Source organism: Prevotella sp. HCN-7019, assembly GCF_037890215.1.
GTDB lineage: Bacteria > Bacteroidota > Bacteroidia > Bacteroidales > Bacteroidaceae > Prevotella.
The window spans coordinates 858,291-877,146 of record NZ_JBBKBO010000001.1 but is presented as its reverse complement, the minus strand read 5'-3'; the positions used below and the strand labels follow the sequence as shown (position 1 = coordinate 877,146).

Below are 18,856 nucleotides of genomic sequence, written 5' to 3'. Positions count from 1 at the left end.
AGGCCTAAATGCAGGCGCAATAACAAATGCCGACGGAGAATTCACAATCAATGTGCCGGTGGGCACAGAACTCCAGATCACTTATCTGGGAATGGTACCCAAAACAGTCAAGGCTGCAAACAACATGCGCATTGTACTTGAGTCTGACAGTCAGACACTTGAAGGCGTTGTTGTTATGGGTTACGGTTCTGCACGTAAACTCGGAACTATTGCCGGATCTGTAGAAACAGTCACATCCGACAAGCTGGCGAACCGTCCTGTTGCAAACATCGGTGACGCTCTTCAGGGACAGGTTTCCGGTCTGCAGGTATTCACATCTTCAGGTGAGCCTTCTGCAACAACCAGCATGCGTATACGTGGTGTTACATCAATATATGCGACAACAGAGCCACTGTTCATCCTTGACGGAAGTGAAATATCACAACAGACATTTCTCTCACTCAATCCGAATGATATTGAGAACATGACTGTGCTCAAGGATGCTTCTGCTACAGCCATTTACGGTTCACGTGCAGCTAATGGCGTTGTTGTTATAACATCGAAGAAAGGTAAGTTCGGCGAGGCTCCAACTGTTACAATAAACGCGCAGTACGGTTTGTCAGAACTGGCATGTGACAACATGGATATGATGAATGCCAATCAGTGGCTTGAACTTCAGGAAATAATAGACCCAACTCTTGCCAATTCAGAGGCTTTCCAAAGCCAGAAGGATTATTACAAGAGAACTGGTCTGAGCACAAACTGGAGAGATATTTTCTTCGGTAGTACAAAACCTGTGACACAGATTGATGCCAGCATCCGTGGTGGTTCAAACAACCTATCTTATCTTGTTTCATACGGACATTATAATGCAGAGGGTATCATGGACGACTCAAGCATGCGTCGTGAGACTCTGCGTTCAAACCTTGAGGCAAATATCAACGCATGGCTGAAACTTGGAACAAACACAAACCTTGCATACACAAAGACAACAACAACTGCATTTGGAAACCAAGCCAGCAGCTTGTACAACAAATCGTTTGCAGCACGTATGTATCTGCCTACTCAGTCATACTATGACGTAATCGGTCTTGATCCGAATGATTACGCAAACAGTACATTCGAAGGATATGGCGATAGAAAATATTTCTTCGAGCAGATGAATGTTTACAACCCGTACTGGCTCTCTGAAGTTCAGCCGTCTCACGCAACACGTGTACGTCTTAATGAGAACCTTTATGTAAATATCAACCCGATAAAGGGACTGAATCTGCGTTCTGCAATAGGACTTGATGCAAATGATTACCGCACATCTTACAAAGTGTATAATACACTTGAAATTGATCCAAATGTATTCCCGACTGGTTCTGCCGGTGAGACATTCTCACGTTTCTACCGTTGGACAGTGACAAATACAGCTGAGTACAAATTCGATTTCCTCAAAGAACATCATATGACTGTTCTTCTCGGTCAGGAATCTATGTCAAACAAGACCGAAGCTTTCGGTATCGGTGTTGACGGTCTGACAGACAACCGTATGCTCATCCCTTCAGCTGCTATTCAGAAGTATGTAAGCGTTCCTTCATACTCTTTCTCTGAAGAGGTTCGTAACTCTTGGTTCGGAATGCTCAACTATTCTTACGCAGACAAATACTTCGTTGATCTGAGTATCCGTCGTGACGGTTCTTCACTCTTCGCAGAGAACCACCGTTGGGCTACATTCGGCGCTGCCGCATTCATGTGGGATGTTACAAGAGAAAACTTCATGGAACCGACACGTAGCTGGCTCAATGATTTACAGTTCAAGATCAGTTACGGTTCTACTGGTAACTCTGGAATTTCTGCATATCAGTATCTCGGTCTTGTATCATCTACTGGTGAATACAACGGAGTTGCAGGTATAGCACCTTCTAATGTTTCAAATCCAGATCTCACATGGGAAACTGTAAAGACATTCAACGTAGGTATCACAGGTAAAGTGATCGACCGTCTAACATTCAATGTTGAATTCTATAACAAGGTTACATCCAACATGCTTGTAAATGTTCCTTATTCTTATACAACAGGTTTCTCATCACAGTGGGGTAATGTTGCTGAAATGTACAACCGTGGTATTGATTTCAATATCGGCTATGACATCATCAAGAACAAGGACTGGTATTGGAATGTAAGTGTTAACGGTAACTATAACAAAAATGAAATCACAAAACTGTTCAAGGGTGCAGACTCTTATGACGTAACAGACCTTGTACACCTCGAAGTAGGCCATCCTTATGGTGAGTTCTATTATGTTCGCTGGAGCCATGTTGATCCGCTCGATGGACGCAACGTATGGCTTGACAAAAACGGCAACGAAACAAAGGTTTATTCTGAGGACAACCGCGTGATGACCGGTAAGGGAATGATCGCTCCATGGTCAGGAGGCCTTTCAACAACTGTTTCATGGAAAGGTCTGCAGCTCGATATGCAGTTCACTGGCATGTTCGACCGTTACATGTATAACAACGAGCGCTGGTTCACAGAGAATCCTTCTTTTGCAACATCATGGAACCAGTCAACATCAATGCTTGACATCTGGCAGAAGCCGGGCGACATCACCGACCTTGCTGCAGCTGACGCAGAATATCAGTCTGATACACGTCTGCTCGAAAACGCATCGTTCGTACGTCTGAAGTTCCTGCAGCTCTCTTACACTCTGCCACAGAACTGGCTCAGCACAACTAAGATTGTAAAGGGCGCCAAGGTTTACTTCATCGGCCGCAACCTGCTTACTTTCACCGGTTATAAGGGCTACGATCCTGAGGTTGACGGATATTCAACCATAGGCGATTATCCAAATACTCGTCAGTATTCATTCGGTATCCAGTTAACATTATAATTATTAAACAAAGAAAAAATGAAAAAAATATATTTATTTCTTGCATTGGCAGCCGGAGTGCTGACATCATGTGATATGGACAAGGACCCTGTGGGCTCTCTGCCTGATGACAGTGCGCTGATCACTCCATATAACTTCCAGAGTGCCCGCACAGCACTTTACAGTGGTTTGAAGAGTTCCATTGCCGGTTCATTCTATAATGCTCCTGAGATTCAGTGTGACGGTTTTGATGCCGTAGCCGGATTCTCAAACAATCTTGGCGAATTCTACCGTTGGAATTTCACTACACAGACTTCTGACTTTTCAACAGTATATGGCAATTATCAGGCAATCATAGCACGTGCAAATTATATTATAGACAGTTACAATAAGTGTGACATGTCCAACAAGAACGTATTCCCGGATCAGGAAGATCCATATTCAGGAAACCCAGGTATGCCTGCAGTAAATGCTGCCAAGGGTGATGCTTTCTTCCTCCGTGCATACAGTATCTTTATGCTTTCGCAGTATTTCTGCGCAGACTATGATGCAACAACTGCCAATAATGAAAATACAGGTGTTTCTTATCGCCTCGACTATGCTCCGTCACCTGATGCCAGCACATATCCAGGCCGTAAGACATTGGCCGAAACTTTCATGCAGGTGAAAGACGATCTTGACAGTGCTGCCAAATACGTTACTGAAGCCGGTGCTCCACGCAGCAGCTATATCAGCACAGATGCTATCACTGCACTCCGTGCACGCATGGCACTCGCAATGGACGATTATGAGACAGCTGCAAGAGAAGCAGAAATCCTCATTACATCAGGTGTATATACACTTGCTTCAAATGTCAATGAAATCGCTTCAATGTGGCAGAACGACAGAGCTGACGAAGCAATTCTGCAGCTCCCCACAACATCTGCTTCCGACCTGCCATTAGCAACAGGTCTGATATATCAGCCATATCAGACAGGTGCTGTACCAGACTACATTCCGACACAGACTCTTGTTGATCTTTACAGCGACAACGACTACCGTAAGCAGGTTTATTTCAACAGTGTAAATATTGTAACAAACACTGGTGGTGTAGGTACAGTTTATGCTCTGAACAAATATCTGCTCAACGGCCGTCTTTATCAGGGACTTGGTGGAGCTGAAGCAGCCAAAGGTTGTGTAGAACCTCAGGTGTTCCGTATCGCAGAAATGTATCTCATTGCAGCAGAGGCTTATGCCAACATGCCTGACGGACTTTCTACAGCTACATACTATCTCAATGAGCTGATGAGAAATCGTATCGCAGGTTTCGAGGACCGCAACTATGCAAGTGTTGAAGGCTTCATGGCTGAACTCAGAAACGAACGTACCCGCGAAATGGTGGCAGAAGGAACACGCTTGTTCGACATCAAGCGCTGGCATATAGACATGGAACGTGGTGTTCCGCAGCAGCAAGACCTTTGTATGTTGCCTGGCGAAGGAACAACAATCATGAATGTTCCTGCCGATTCACCAAGATTCACATGGCCTATACCGAAGCATGAGATCGACGTGAACAAGAAAATAGTGCAGAATCCTGGATATTGATTTCACAATTCGGGACAACACATAAATTAATATTTAAATATCAAAGCAAATGAAATATATAAAATTATTCATGCTCGTTGCCATGGCCTCGTTGTTTGCTTCCTGCTCTGATGACGAGGAATACAACAGCAATAGTGAGGTCACTGTCGGATTCGAACAGGCTACAGTGACAATGAAAGAGACTGCCGGAATATTCAATATTCCAATCAAGGTCACAGGTGCACGCAATGGTAATGTCAGCATTGTCGTTACAACCGAAGAGACTGGGGAATATCCGGCAAAGGAAAATGTGAATTATATTATCACAGACAAGACTCTCAATCTGAAGGCTGATACACTTAAATCAGGTGTCATCAATGTAGAAGTAAAAGCCATCAATGATTCAGAAGTGAATGAAGACCGTACCTTCAAACTCAACATCACGACCGTAAACGGTGCACAGAAGAGTGAGACAACATCTGTACTTGTGACTCTTCGCGATGACGACGGCGAATTCTACAGCCGCTTCTCTGGCGAATGGGTAATGACTGCTAAAAAAGTTGTTGGAGAGGATGACAACAATAATCTGATATTCGCAGATTTCTCTTCTATTGTTGAGATAAATGCTACATCAGATGAAACAAAACCAGAATACAACAACATTCTGACAGCATATTCTAAAGCGATGTTTGATGTCGGTGTGAAACTTGACTGCGCTTGGAACTTCAGATATTCTTACAACGAAGATACCAATAAGGGAACTTTCGCATTCATTTGCGGTGAGACTATCTCTACATACAGTGCATATCAGTGGACTTGGGCAACAGATGATGGTTACAGATACACATTTGACGATGTGACAGCAGAATGGAGTCTTGACGAAGAAAAGAATCTGCCCACGACATTGAAATTCCCTGAAGGACAGTTCCTCTACTTCTATGGTGGAACGAGCGGTTCAATAGGTGCATGGGTAAGTCTGACAAACGTAACTCTTACAAGAAGATAATATGCAGATAGCATTATTTGCATAATAAACAGAAGAATAAACAGGCAGGTTGTCCGAACGGCTTCGTTCTGCGACCTGCCTGTTTTGGCTTTTCGAAAAAACAGACATAATTTCTGAAAAAACAAACTTACGCAATATGAAAAAAATATCTCTATTAATCACTTTGATCTTTGCCTTTGCTCTGAACTCATTGGCAAAGCCACGTACAGCCGAACAAATGAAGGCTGCTGCTGCCGCAGTTCTGAACACTCAGACTATGGCCAAAGGATTGAATTTCAGTGCTGCTGATGTAACACTCATCGATTCCAGATCGCAGACTGTCATTTATGGAAATGCCGGAGGATATGCTGTTGTTTCCAAAGACGACACTTTCTCACCTATACTCGGTTACAGCGATACTGCCATGAGCGACAATCCGGCACCGGCATTCCTCTGGTGGCTCGAGACAATAAACAAAAGCATGGAAAACATGCTTGCCAATGGCACCGAGCCACAGCATGTACAACCTGCACCTGAATACAGAACATCTGTTCCGGAACTGCTCACTACACGCTGGGGACAGGACACTCCCTACAACCTGCAATGCCCGGAATACACTGTAAACAACGTAAAATACAACTATGTTACGGGTTGTGTGGCAACAGCCATGGCGCAGATAATGAAATATCACAATTATCCCGAAAAAGGCTACGGCAAGACTATATATAGACTTAACCCCGGTGATGGTGCTACTCTTACTATTGAGGCCGACTTCGGCAATACCACATATGATTGGGCTAACATGCTCGACAGCTATATTCCGGGAAGATATAATGACGAACAGGCTAATGCTGTTGCCACAATTATGTATCATTGCGGTGTGTCAGTAAGAATGAACTATGCGAAAGACGGAAGCGGTGCATTCAGCTATGACGCATGCACTGCTCTTCGCACCAATTTCCTTTACGATAAGAACATTAAACATTATTCACGCGACTTCATGCCCAATGAAGAATGGATGAACATCATTTATCGCGAGCTCAACGACAACTGTCCAATACTTTACGGTGGTGTCACCACAGCCAATGCAGGTCATGCATTTGTATTCGATGGTTACGATGCTGACGGTCTTGTGCACGTAAACTGGGGATGGAACGGAGAAAGTAACGGATACTATGATGTTGCATCGCTTAATGGATTCTCAGAAGGTCAGAATATGGTCATCATACGTCTGCCAAACGACGATCGCTTTGAAAGCCAGTATCATTCGATGTGGGGTTTGGGTTACAAACTTGTCATAACAAAGACTATCACAGCCCTGAAGGTTTCGTGTGACGCACTTTACAATATGGATGTCGACAAATTCACCGGCGAACTGGCACTCATGGCACTTAATACAGAAACTGGTGATAAAACCAATCTTTCAACAATTTATGGTACAAACGTACTTTCTGGTATAAAATATGGATCAGGAATGAGTCTTTCCGGTGTTTCTGTACCATATACACAACTGTCTGACGGTACTTACCGCATATATCTTGCAACTAAGTCAACACTTGAGACCGACTGGCAGCCAGTACATAGCAATGAGACCATCAACAACAGCTACATTCTCGTGAAGAACGGAAGCAATGTCACACTCAGAGCTGAAAACAACTCCAACTGGACAACTGCCATCGACAACGTGCCGACAGTTGAGAAGAAAGCCGACAACCGCATCTACAGCATCGACGGCCGCTACATGGGCACAGATGCAAGTGTGCTGAAAGACGGTATCTACATCAGAAACGGAAAGAAATTCGTGAAATAAAAGCAATTGTTAATTGACAATTCTGACTAAAGAAAGCGGGCACATACACGTGTCCGCTTTTTTCATTCCGGATAAGCTACCGTACCACAGACGGCAATACGGCCTCCCCTATTCCCGTGCATTTGCATCCAGTTGCCTCATTGCCCGAAAAGATCTTTTTCTCCACGACCTTTTCCTGACATTCTTCCGCGCTTCTCCTCACTGCTGATATCGGCGTTTTCAAAGAAAACTCCGGCAACTGACTTACAATTTTTCTTGACTTTTTTTTGACAAAATAAATTCGGAAACAGGTGTGGAGAAATGTCAGCCCACATATAATAAAGACTCTTTCAGACCGGACTGCATTTTGCTATACCCCATACCGTATTCCGGAATCATTCGTCTGACGTTCCGATAATGCCCATTTCATGGTCTGATTCAGTCCATTATAGGGTGCGATCTGGTTCATTTCAGCCCCTGATATGGGCTTAATCGCATGCTGAAATGGTGCTTATTGCAATGTAAGAAAGTGCCCATCGAACATAAGTTATTACTAATCAATAACTTGCAACATCCTCTTATAACTCACGTATTTGCGTCCGAAGGAAAGTCTGTCCGCAAATATTCGTTTATTTTTCGGGGTAGAACCGAAAACTAGGACCGGAAAATGAAAATCCGGTTACAATCTGAAAGTCGCCCATATCGACTTAACCCGAATCGGACATTATACGCCATGTGAATTTCGTTTTATTGTCGTACAATCCGTATATCATTTTTTATTGAAGGCGTGGCGGGTTACATCGTTACAGAACATCGGACTGGCAGCCCGGCAAGAGAGCGGCAATTAAGACGTCGGACCGTTAATAACGAGTCACAATCAGAAAGTGTAGTTCATATACCAACATTTTATTCACCATGTCAGATTTTTTATGTAATTTCGCACAGTAACCATAAACCTGATGAAGACAATGAACAGAATTATGCTGACGGCGCTCACACTGGCGCTGTCGATGACGACAGGGGCCGCGCAGACACCGCAGCCCGACAATCTGAGAGTGAACCACCTGGCAAACCCGCTGGGCGTTGACGACGCTGCGCCACGTCTGGAGTGGTGTGCCGAAGGCATGGAGCAGTCGGCCTACGAGATAACCGTGGGCACCGACAGTGCGGCAGTGGCCGCAGGCAAAGGCTCGGCATGGCAGAGCGGACGTGTGGCCTCCGGGCAGCGCATGGCCGTGTATGGCGGCGAGAAACTCCGGCCTACGACAGTATATTTCTGGCGTGTGAGCGTGACCGACGGCAAGGGCAAAACCTCAAACTCCGACGTGGCACGCTTTGAGACAGGCCTCATGGGCCGGTGGCACGGAGCATGGATAAGCGACGGGCACGACAAGAACCACCGCGCCGCGCCTTATTTCAGAAAGACATTCTATGCCACCAAGAGCATAAAGTCGGCACGTGCATACATCTCCGCAGGCGGTCTGTTCGTCCTGTCTGTGAACGGACAGAGAGTCGGCGACCATTTCCTCGATCCAGTATATACGCGCTACGACCGCCGCTGCTCCTACGTCACGTTCGACATAACGCCGCTGCTCCACAGCGGACGCAACGCTCTCGGAGTGGTGTTGGGCAACGGATGGTACAACCATCAGGCACTGGCCGTATGGGACTTCGACCGTGCTCCGTGGCGCAACCGTCCCACGTTCTGCATGGACGTCGTAGTGACCTACACCGACGGCACCACACAGACCGTGGCAACCGACCTGAGCTGGCGCACATCGGGCGGACCGCTCATCTACAACAACATATATACGGGCGAGCACTACGACTTCAACCTCGTGCAGCAGGGCTGGGACACACCGCAGTTTGACGACTCAAAGTGGCAGGGAGTGCGCTTCCGCAGCGCGCCGGCACAGCTCGTGTGGTCACAGCAGATGGAGCCCATACGTCTGACGGAGACACACAGTCCGGTGAAGATGACGCGCCTCAACGACACTACATACGTCTATGACTTCGGCCGCAACATGGCAGGTGTGACGAGCGTCAGAGTGAAAGGAGATAAAGGTACACGCCTGCGCATAAGCCACGGCGAGCGTCTGCATGCCGACGGCACGCTCGACCAGTCGAACATCGACGTATATTACCGCGGCGACAAACAGACAGAACCTTTCCAGACCGATATACTTACGCTGAGCGGAGGCGACGATTCCTTCTGCGCGGAGTTCAGCTATAAGGGCTTCCGCTACGTTCAGGTGAACAGCGACCGCCCCATACAGCTCGACGAGAACAGCCTCACCGCCCACTTCACCCACAGCGACGTGGCCATCGCCGGAAGCATTGCCTCGTCCAATCCATTGCTCGACAAGACCGTGGAGGCGGCACGCATGGCATACATTTCCAATCTAATGGGCTACCCCACCGACTGTCCGCAGCGCGAGAAGAACGGATGGACGGGCGACGGACATCTGGCCATCGAGACATCGCTCTACAACTATGACGCCATAACAATATACGAGAAATGGCTCGCCGACCACCGCGACGAGCAGCAGCCCAACGGTGTTCTGCCCGACATCATACCGACCGACGGCTGGGGATACGGCACGGACAACGGTCTGGACTGGACAAGCACAATAGCCATCATACCGTGGAATCTCTATCTGTTCTACGGTGACATACGTCCGCTTGCCGACTGCTACGACAACATGAAACGCTATGTCGACTATGTGGACAGCAACAGTCCCGAGCATCTCTCGGCATGGGGACGCGGCGACTGGGTACCGGTGAAAACGCGCTCGAACAAGGAACTCACGTCGTCCATCTATTTCTTCGCCGACGCGACTATACTCTCCAAGGCTGCGGCACTGCTCGGTCATGAGGCCGACCACAAACATTACGCACAGCTGGCTGCCGACATACGCGACGCCATAAACGCCAAATTCCTCAACCGCGAGACGGCCACATACGCCAGTGGCTCGCAGACTGAGATGAGCCTCGCGCTGATGTGGAAGGTCGTACCCGACGACATGGTGGCACGTGTGGCTGCCCGTCTCGCCGAGAACGTGCGTGCCAACGACTGGCACCTCGACGTGGGTGTGCACGGAGCGAAGGCTATACTGAACGCCCTGAGCGAGAACGGATATGCCGACGACGCCTACCGCATAGCCGTGCAGGACACTTATCCGTCGTGGGGATGGTGGATTGTGAACGGCGCTACCACCCTGCTCGAGAACTGGGATCTCAAAGCCACGCGCGACATATCGGACAATCACATCATGTTCGGAGAGATAGGCGCATGGCCGTACAAGGGTCTCGGAGGCATATTCCCCGACGAGCAGCAGCCCGGTTTCAAGCACATCAACCTGCGTCCTAACTTCGTGAAAGGTCTGAAACATTTCGAGGCACACCACACATCGCCCTACGGCGACATAGCGTCGATGTGGGTACGCAAGGGTAAGAAGGTAATATACACCGTGACAGTACCGTCGAACACCACTGCCACACTCACCATACCTAACGCCGCAGCAGACCAGGCGACAGTGGAACTTGAGGCAGGTACCCACTCGTTCGAGATAAAGGACAACGGCAAGTACAAAACCGTGAAACTCTGACGGAATAATTATTAAACGAAGATAAAAAAAAGATAAAAATTATGAGTTTGCCTCATATTTGCATTAACTTTGCATGTGATAAGCAAAAGACGGTGTATCAGGATGATGCGGACATGCAGTAATGACCTCCGCCACCGCCTTACTCTCATAAAAACACAACACATATTAAATAAGGATAATTATGGCAAAGAAAGCTCTTTTGATGATTCTCGACGGATGGGGAATCGGCAAACATGGTGCAGGCGACGTGATTTACAACACTCCGACACCTTATCTTGACTATCTCTGCGCAGTGAGCGCACATTCACAGCTCCAGGCTTCGGGCGAGGACGTAGGTCTGCCTGACGGACAGATGGGTAACTCTGAGGTAGGACACCTCAACATCGGAGCAGGCCGCATCGTCTATCAGGACCTCGTGAAGATCAACCGCGCCTGCAAGGACGGTTCTATCATGCAGAACCCTGAGATAGTAAGCGCATACAGCTACGCCAAGGAGAACGGCAAGAAACTCCACCTCATGGGTCTTACATCAGACGGCGGTGTGCACTCTTCACTCGACCATCTGTTCAAACTCATCGAGATATCAAAGGAATACGGCCTTGACAAGACATTCGTACACTGCTTCATGGACGGCCGCGACACCGACCCGAAGAGCGGTGCCGGATTCATCAGCCAGCTGCAGGATGTATGCTCTGCCAACGGCGCACACATCGCAAGCATCGTAGGACGCTTCTATGCCATGGACCGCGACAAGCGCTGGAACCGCGTAAAAGAGGCTTACGACCTGCTCGTTGAAGGCAAAGGCAAGAAAGCTGACGACATGGTTAAGGCCATGGAAGAAAGCTACGCTGAGGGCGTTACCGACGAGTTCATCAAGCCTATAAGCAATGCCTCTGTTGACGGAACTATAGGCGAAGGCGACGTTGTTATATTCATCAACTTCCGCAACGACCGTGCCAAGGAGCTCACACAGGTGCTCACACAGCAGGATATGCCGGAAGAGGGCATGCACACAATAAAGGATCTGCAGTACTACTGCATGACTCCGTACGACGCTTCATTCAAGGGCGTACACATTCTGTTCCCGAAAGAGAACGTAATGGACACTCTGGGCGAATATCTGAGCAAGCAGGGCAAGAAACAGCTCCACACTGCCGAGACAGAGAAGTATGCTCACGTGACATTCTTCTTCAACGGCGGACGCGAGGCTCCGTACGAAGGCGAGGACCGCATACTGGTTCCGTCACCGAAGGTTGCAACCTACGATCTGAAGCCGGAAATGAGCGCATACGAAGTAAAAGACAAACTGGTAGGCGCCATCAACACACAGGAGTATGACTTCATTGTTGTGAACTTCGCCAATGGCGACATGGTAGGCCACACCGGAATCTACAATGCCATCGCCAAAGCCGTACACGCTGTGGACAACTGTGTGAAGGAAGTGATCGAGGCTGCCAAGGCAAACGATTATGAAGCAATCATCATCGCCGACCACGGCAACGCTGACAACGCAATCAACGAGGACGGAACTCCTAACACAGCTCACTCACTCAACCCGGTACCGTTCATCTACGTGACCGACAACAACAGCGCTACCGTGAAGGACGGACGTCTGGCCGACGTTGCTCCGTCTATCCTCCACATCATGGGTCTGGAACAGCCGGCCGACATGACTGGTGAGAACCTGATTGTGGACAACAAGTAAAGACATTATTGACTATACACAACAAGGCTTCCCTTTACAGGAAGCCTTGTTTTTTTATTTATTAGTAACTTTTCTGTTTTATTCAGTCTGAATTTAGTAATTTAGCGGCCTGTTACGCAATATGTATGGCATAATGATACCGTACAAAGCACGCAACACATTTGTTTTCAGTATAATAAGAAATACAGTTCACCGGATTTCACCATGTCAAAGAAACGTCCGGAACACAGAAAAGACATAAGAAAATGAAGAAAGAAAAGCTCAAGAGCACCGTTCAGAAGTGCATACTGCGCATCAATCCCGAAAAAATCATCTCTTTAGGCTTTCATTCGTCAAATCCACAAAAGCAGCTCGTCATAGGATATCTGGGATACACTATCCTCGGAACGCTTGCCCTTATGCTGCCGCTTGCCACAAAGAAAGACATATCATTCATCGACAACCTGTTCAATGCAGTATCAGCTCTGTCAACAACCGGACTTGCCACAGCCGATCTTGCCAACGACTACACATTCTTCGGACAGCTTGTCATCCTCATGCTCATTCAGATAGGCGGTCTCGGATACATGACTCTGTCTTCGTTCATCATGCTAAGGATAACCCATCACCTCGGAAATTTCAAGAACAACATGTTCGGAGCGCAGTTCTCCTTCCCCGAAGACATGCAGAACGAGACAATGATAAAGAACATCGTTAAGTTCGTATTCTTTTTCGAAATAGGAGGTACGCTGCTTCTGTATCCTTATTTCGCCTGGAAAGGAATGGACCAACCGCTATGGTCGGCACTCTTTCACAGTATCTCGGCATTCTGCACCGCGGGCTTCAGTATTTACTCCGACAACCTCGTAAGCCTGCAGTGCGACTACTATGCCAACATCATAATAATCATTCTCAGCTATATGGGAGCGATGGGATTTATAATGATGACCGACATACTGCACAAGTTCACGCGAAAGAATCACTGCATATCCTTCACAACAAAGGTGATAATATGCATTACATGTCTCCTGTCGCTGTGGAGCACAATACACCTGTTCTTCTTCGAACCATCACTGCAACAGTACGATGTGGACGACCGCATACTTATCTCTTTGTTCCAGTCGATGTCGGCAATGACCACAGTTGGCTACAACACCGTAGATTTAAGCAATATGATTCCAATATCCCTTCTCATTCTGTCGTTGGCAATGTATATCGGAGCTTCGCCTTCTGGAACCGGCGGTGGTCTTAAATCCACAACCCTATCGGCCATATATGCCTATACGAAAAACAAACTAGGACTGAGAAAGAACGTATCTTTAATGAATCATATCATCCCAAACTACCGCGTGGAATCAGCCATTACGACGTTTGTTTTCTACTCATTCATACTTTTCATCGGAATATATCTGATGGCTCTATTCGAACCGACAGACACCGATTTCCTCAAAATCATATTCGAGGCATCGTCCGCACTGGCCACCGCAGGACTGAGTTGCGGTATCCTTTCGTCGGCCACACTCGGTAGCAAAATAATACTTATCATACTGATGTTCATCGGACGTATAGGTGTAATAACATTCGGCAATGTGCTGTTGAGACGTTCCATGAAGCGGAAGCGCCTGAAAAAAGACGACCTTATTGTATGACAGCCGACCGGCCTGCGTGCTGTCACACGCCCTGTCATGCTGTTTATGGATATGAGTAAGCGCCGCAATGTTTTGCACTTCGAAGAAAAAATTGTATTTTTGTGCATCATACAACGACGCATAAAGCAATGAACGTAAAGATAGAAGAATCGTGGCGCAGACACATCGGCATGGAGTTTGAGAAACCATACTTCGTCAGTCTCACCGAATTCGTGCGCTCCGAATACACCAGAACTAAATGTTATCCGCCGGGAAATCTCATATTCAACGCCTTCAATCTGTGTCCGTTCGACAAGGTGAAGGTAGTCATCATAGGCCAGGACCCTTACCATGAACCCGGCCAGGCCCACGGACTGAGTTTCTCTGTGAACGACGGTGTGCAGTTTCCGCCGTCGCTTGTCAACATATTCAAGGAAATACAGAACGATCTCGGCACGCCGATGCCCAGCTCCGGCAACCTCACACGATGGGCCGAACAGGGCGTGCTGCTGCTCAACGCCACTCTCACAGTGCGCGCACATCAGGCTGCAAGCCATCAGCACAAAGGGTGGGAAGAGTTCACCGACGCCGCCATACAGGCTCTGTCGCGCGACCGCGACCATCTTGTATTCATCCTCTGGGGCGGATATGCACGCTCCAAATCGAAGCTCATAGATGCTTCCAGACATCTCATATTGCAGTCGGTGCATCCCTCACCGCTCTCGGCCAACCGCGGAGGATGGTTCGGCAACCATCATTTCTCGCTCTGCAACAGATATCTCGAAGCCAACGGCGAACAGCCGATAAAGTGGTAAAACGCAACACCGGCGGCTTATCCCTGTGACATTAGACACATGACTGCCTCCGGAAAAACATCATATCAAAAACTGAAAACAATGTATATACCTCCTATCATAGAAGTGGGCGACGTACTGGTGTCGTCGGATATCATCACAGAACGGTTCTGCTGCGATCTCGAAGCATGCAAGGGCATCTGCTGCGTAGAGGGAGACGCGGGTGCGCCTGTCACTCTAGACGAGATTGCAGGCATTGAGGACGCGCTCGACACAGTGTGGGGCGACATGTCGGCAAGAGCACAGTCGGTGGTCGACAAACAGGGCGTGGCCTACACCGACCGCGACGGCGACCTCGTGACAAGCATTGTCGAGGGCAAGGACTGCGTGTTCACCTGCTACGAGAACGGTTGCTGCCTGTGCGCCCTGGAGCGTGCCTACCGCAACGGAAAAACGCGTTTCTGCAAGCCCATAAGCTGTGCACTCTACCCCATCCGCGAAAAACGCCTAGGCAACGGCGGCACAGCACTCAACTACAACCGCTGGGACGTATGCCGCGACGCCGTGAAGAAAGGAAAGGAAATAGATCTGCCTGTCCATCGGTTTCTGCGCGAACCGCTCATAAGACGTTTCGGACAGGAATGGTACGACGAGCTCTGCGCCGTGGCAGAAGAACTCGAAAAACAGGGCATAAAGCTCTGACAACAAACAAAAAAAGCGTCTGCCGCAAGCAGACGCTTTAATTATTTAATGGATTTTCTATATTCCAAAGGCGACATTCCCGCATGTTCCTTGAAGTATTTGCCAAGGAACGACTGGCTCGAGAAGTTCATGTCCTGCGTTATCTCCTTTATGGTGGCTTCGGTGTTTCGCAGCCGCACACGCAGCTCGAGCATCACATAGTAGTCTATCCATTCGTTAGGAGTTCGGTTGCTCACGCTTTTCACCGTCTCCGAAAGATATTTCGGCGATAGGCCGAGCTGCTCGCTGTACCAGCTCACACGGCGCTCTGAGCGGAACTTCTTCTCCACTATGCGTATGAAATCCATGAAAATGCGTTCGGCACGCGAGCCCGCGACAACACCCTTCTGTATGCGGCTTATCACGCTGCTTATATCATAGAGCATGGCTGCGACGATCGACTGCACTGTTTCACGGCGGAAATACAATTTGTCATTCTCAACGGTCTTCTTTATCAGATTGTAATAGTCGACAAGCTTGTCGGCCTCCTCCGACTCAAGATTACATACCGAATGATTCTTTGCAAAGAGAAACAGGGAGGACAGTCCGCGCATACCTTTGATGGCCTCATCAAAGAAATTGTACGAGAAGATCAACAGCATGCCCTTGTAGTCAGCGCTCTGCCAACAGTCGGAGATGGTCTGTCCTTTACGGATAATTAAGATGTCTTTGGGGCGGATGTTATGACGCGTCGTGTCAACTGTATAGCCGCACTCGCCTTCAATACAAAGTGACATGAGCAGGCAACGCATCCGGAATATATAGTTTGGGTCTTTTATCTTTGAAAAATCATCCAGCAAGAAGACATCTTTACCAAGACTGATTCCCTCACAATCCTTTATCACCTCAGAAACCGTAATATCCTTGAATTTCTGATTGTACATAATGACTAAATAAATTAATAAATACTATGTTTCAAAACATTTGAATAACAAAGATACATAAAATATAATACACAAGCAAATCTTTCATTAATATTATGTTATCTTTGTGTCACCAAATTCCGGCATACCGAATAATGTATTATCAAATACGACATATGATATAACAATATGCGTTTCATAAGACGCAAAAAATACAAAAGTTGCCGGACAAATCAAAACCGTAAACCATATGAAAAGGAAAACCTGCATCGCAATCATTGCCCTGTTGTGCACCGTATTTGCACAGGCATCAGACAACAGACAGTTCAGAATCAACCTCACACCCGACGGCAAGGCCAATATGATGGTGTGTCTGCCCGAAAGCGGCAAGGCCACGGGAAGAGCCGTAGTGGTATGCCCCGGCGGCGGATACGGGGGGCTGGCAATGGAGAACGAGGGCACCAACTGGATTCCGTTCTTCAACGAACGTGGCATCGCCTGCATGATTCTGACCTACCGCATGCCTCAAGGCGACCTGACCATACCCGTGGGCGACGCCGAGAAAGCCATCAGCATGGTACGCGACAGCGCCGAGGTGTGGAACATAAATCCCTACGACGTGGGCATCATGGGCTCGTCGGCCGGCGGCCATCTGGCGTCAACGCTTGCCACACACGCCCCCACGAAGTCGCGTCCTGACTTCCAAATACTGTTCTATCCGGTGATAACAATGGACGAAAGCAAGACGCACGCCGGCTCTGTACACAATTTCCTCGGCGAGAAAAGGCACGACCGCAAATACGTCGAGCTGTACTCCAACGAACTGCAGGTGCGCCGTCACATCACACCGCCGGCTCTCATACTCCTTTCCACCGACGACACACTTGTGCCACCCGTGCCCAACGGAGTGGCCTACTACGCCGCACTGCGCAACGCCGACATACCCGCGGCCATGTATGCATACGCCGAAGGCGAGCACGGATTCGGCTCGCATACCAACTTTGTGTACCACAAACAGCTGCTGGAGGACATGACCTCGTGGCTCGACAACCTGAAAGCGCCACGCAAGGACGCCGTGAGAGTGGCGTGCATAGGCAACAGCATCACCGACGGATGCGGCATCGACATGAGCAGTACCTACGGTTATCCGGCACGCCTGCAACAGATGCTGGGCGACGGATACAACGTGAAGAACTTCGGAGTGGGCGCACGCACACTGCTGTCTAAGGGCGACTGGCCTTACATGAACGAACCGGAGTGGACCTACGTTAAGGATTTCAGACCTGATGTAGTGGTGATAAAGCTCGGCACAAACGACAGCAAACCGCAGAACTGGGTGCATGGCGACGAGTTTGAAAGCGATCTCCGCCGGATGATAAGCGAGCTGAAAGCACTCGACACGAAGCCGGAGATATGTCTGGCACTGCCGGTAAAGGCGTGGGAGAACTCGGCGGGAATAAACGATTCGGTGATAACCGACGAAATAATACCGAATCTGCGCCGTGTGGCTAAAAAAGAGAAAGCGCGCATAATAGACCTTCACACACCGTTCGAAGGCGACAAAGCGCTGATGCAGGGCGACGGAATACATCCCAACCGTGAGGGCGCGACAAAGATTGCGGGCATCGTAGCCGAAGAAATAAGGAAGATAGAGAAAGACTACAGGAAATAACCGATAATGCCGTTTGCGCATGTCTGCCCCACAGGAGAGGACAGACGGGTTTCAGGTAAAGGCTTTATGGCAAATCCATAAAGCCTTTACTGTGATGTAAGAAAATTGCACCTGGATTCAGATTTATTCATAAAACGGCATGAAACAGCGGGAAAATTCCTGAATTTTCCAAACCGAACATCAGTGTTTTAAAGAAAACCCGAAGGCCTGACTTACGATTTTTCTTGACTTTATTTTGACAAAATAAAATCGCAAAAGAGGTGTGAACGAATGTTAAATCCGATGTAATAAAGGTTCTTTCAGTCCGAACTGTCTTTTGACATACCCTATAGCGTAGTCAGGAATAATTCGTTTTGCTTTCCGATAATGCCCATTTCATGGTCTGATTCGGTCCGTTTTAGGATGCGATTTGGTTTATTTCAGCCCCTGATATGGGCTTAATCGCATGCTGAAACGGTGCTTATCGCAGGGCGAAGAAATACACATCAGACATAAGTCTTTACTATTCAACGACTTGCATCATCCTCTCATATTTCGCGTATTCGCTCACGACAGAGAGTCTGCCCGCAAATTCTTGCTTATTTTTCGGGGTAGAACAGAAAACTGACCCCCAAAAACTCGAAATCCGGTTACAATCTGAAAGTTGCCCATATCGGTTTTATCTCAAAAAAAGGCAACTTCCGTTATTCAACC

11 protein-coding genes are annotated in these 18,856 nt (G+C 48.1%); 10 read left to right on the top strand and 1 reads right to left on the bottom strand.

Going from position 1 to position 18,856, the window contains the following annotated elements; all coding sequences use genetic code 11:
* The 9 genes from WKT13_RS02945 to WKT13_RS02905 all read left to right on the top strand — a co-directional run.
* Window positions 1-2,857, top strand: a 2,857-nt coding sequence (locus WKT13_RS02945) for a SusC/RagA family TonB-linked outer membrane protein (protein WP_340322749.1), incomplete at its 5' end; no start/stop codon positions are given.
* An 18-nt stretch (window positions 2,858-2,875) separates the two neighbouring features.
* Window positions 2,876-4,420 (top strand): RagB/SusD family nutrient uptake outer membrane protein, encoded by a 1,545-nt coding sequence (locus WKT13_RS02940; RefSeq protein WP_340322748.1) that lies wholly within the window; start codon window positions 2,876-2,878, stop codon window positions 4,418-4,420.
* A gap of 49 nt (window positions 4,421-4,469) precedes the next feature.
* Window positions 4,470-5,405, top strand: a complete 936-nt coding sequence (locus WKT13_RS02935; RefSeq protein ID WP_340322747.1) for a Calx-beta domain-containing protein — start codon at window positions 4,470-4,472, stop codon at window positions 5,403-5,405.
* Between the two features lie 136 nt (window positions 5,406-5,541).
* A complete protein-coding gene (locus tag WKT13_RS02930) occupies window positions 5,542-7,194 on the top strand; it encodes a C10 family peptidase (RefSeq protein WP_340322746.1) in 1,653 nt (550 codons plus the stop codon).
* 947 nt (window positions 7,195-8,141) lie between these two features.
* Window positions 8,142-10,781, top strand: coding sequence for a glycoside hydrolase family 78 protein (locus WKT13_RS02925; RefSeq protein WP_340322745.1), 2,640 nt, complete (start codon window positions 8,142-8,144; stop codon window positions 10,779-10,781).
* 181 nt (window positions 10,782-10,962) lie between these two features.
* Window positions 10,963-12,486, top strand: a complete 1,524-nt coding sequence (gene gpmI / locus WKT13_RS02920; RefSeq protein ID WP_298618079.1) for a 2,3-bisphosphoglycerate-independent phosphoglycerate mutase — start codon at window positions 10,963-10,965, stop codon at window positions 12,484-12,486.
* A 245-nt stretch (window positions 12,487-12,731) separates the two neighbouring features.
* The gene (locus WKT13_RS02915; RefSeq protein WP_298618081.1) at window positions 12,732-14,114 is read left to right on the top strand and encodes a TrkH family potassium uptake protein; all 1,383 of its coding nucleotides are present in this window, start codon (window positions 12,732-12,734) and stop codon (window positions 14,112-14,114) included.
* Window positions 14,115-14,242: 128 nt separating this feature from the next.
* A complete protein-coding gene (gene ung / locus WKT13_RS02910) occupies window positions 14,243-14,908 on the top strand; it encodes a uracil-DNA glycosylase (protein WP_340322744.1) in 666 nt (221 codons plus the stop codon).
* 81 nt (window positions 14,909-14,989) lie between these two features.
* Window positions 14,990-15,589 (top strand): DUF3109 family protein, encoded by a 600-nt coding sequence (locus WKT13_RS02905; protein WP_340322743.1) that lies wholly within the window; start codon window positions 14,990-14,992, stop codon window positions 15,587-15,589.
* A 41-nt stretch (window positions 15,590-15,630) separates the two neighbouring features.
* On the opposite strand, the gene WKT13_RS02900 is transcribed toward WKT13_RS02905, so the two are convergent.
* Window positions 15,631-16,512, bottom strand: a complete 882-nt coding sequence (locus WKT13_RS02900) for a helix-turn-helix domain-containing protein (protein WP_340322742.1) — start codon at window positions 16,510-16,512, stop codon at window positions 15,631-15,633.
* 229 nt (window positions 16,513-16,741) lie between these two features.
* Here WKT13_RS02900 and WKT13_RS02895 point away from each other — a divergent pair, with 229 nt between their 5' ends.
* Window positions 16,742-18,163, top strand: coding sequence for a GDSL-type esterase/lipase family protein (locus WKT13_RS02895; protein WP_340322741.1), 1,422 nt, complete (start codon window positions 16,742-16,744; stop codon window positions 18,161-18,163).
* Window positions 18,164-18,856 lie beyond the last annotated feature (693 nt).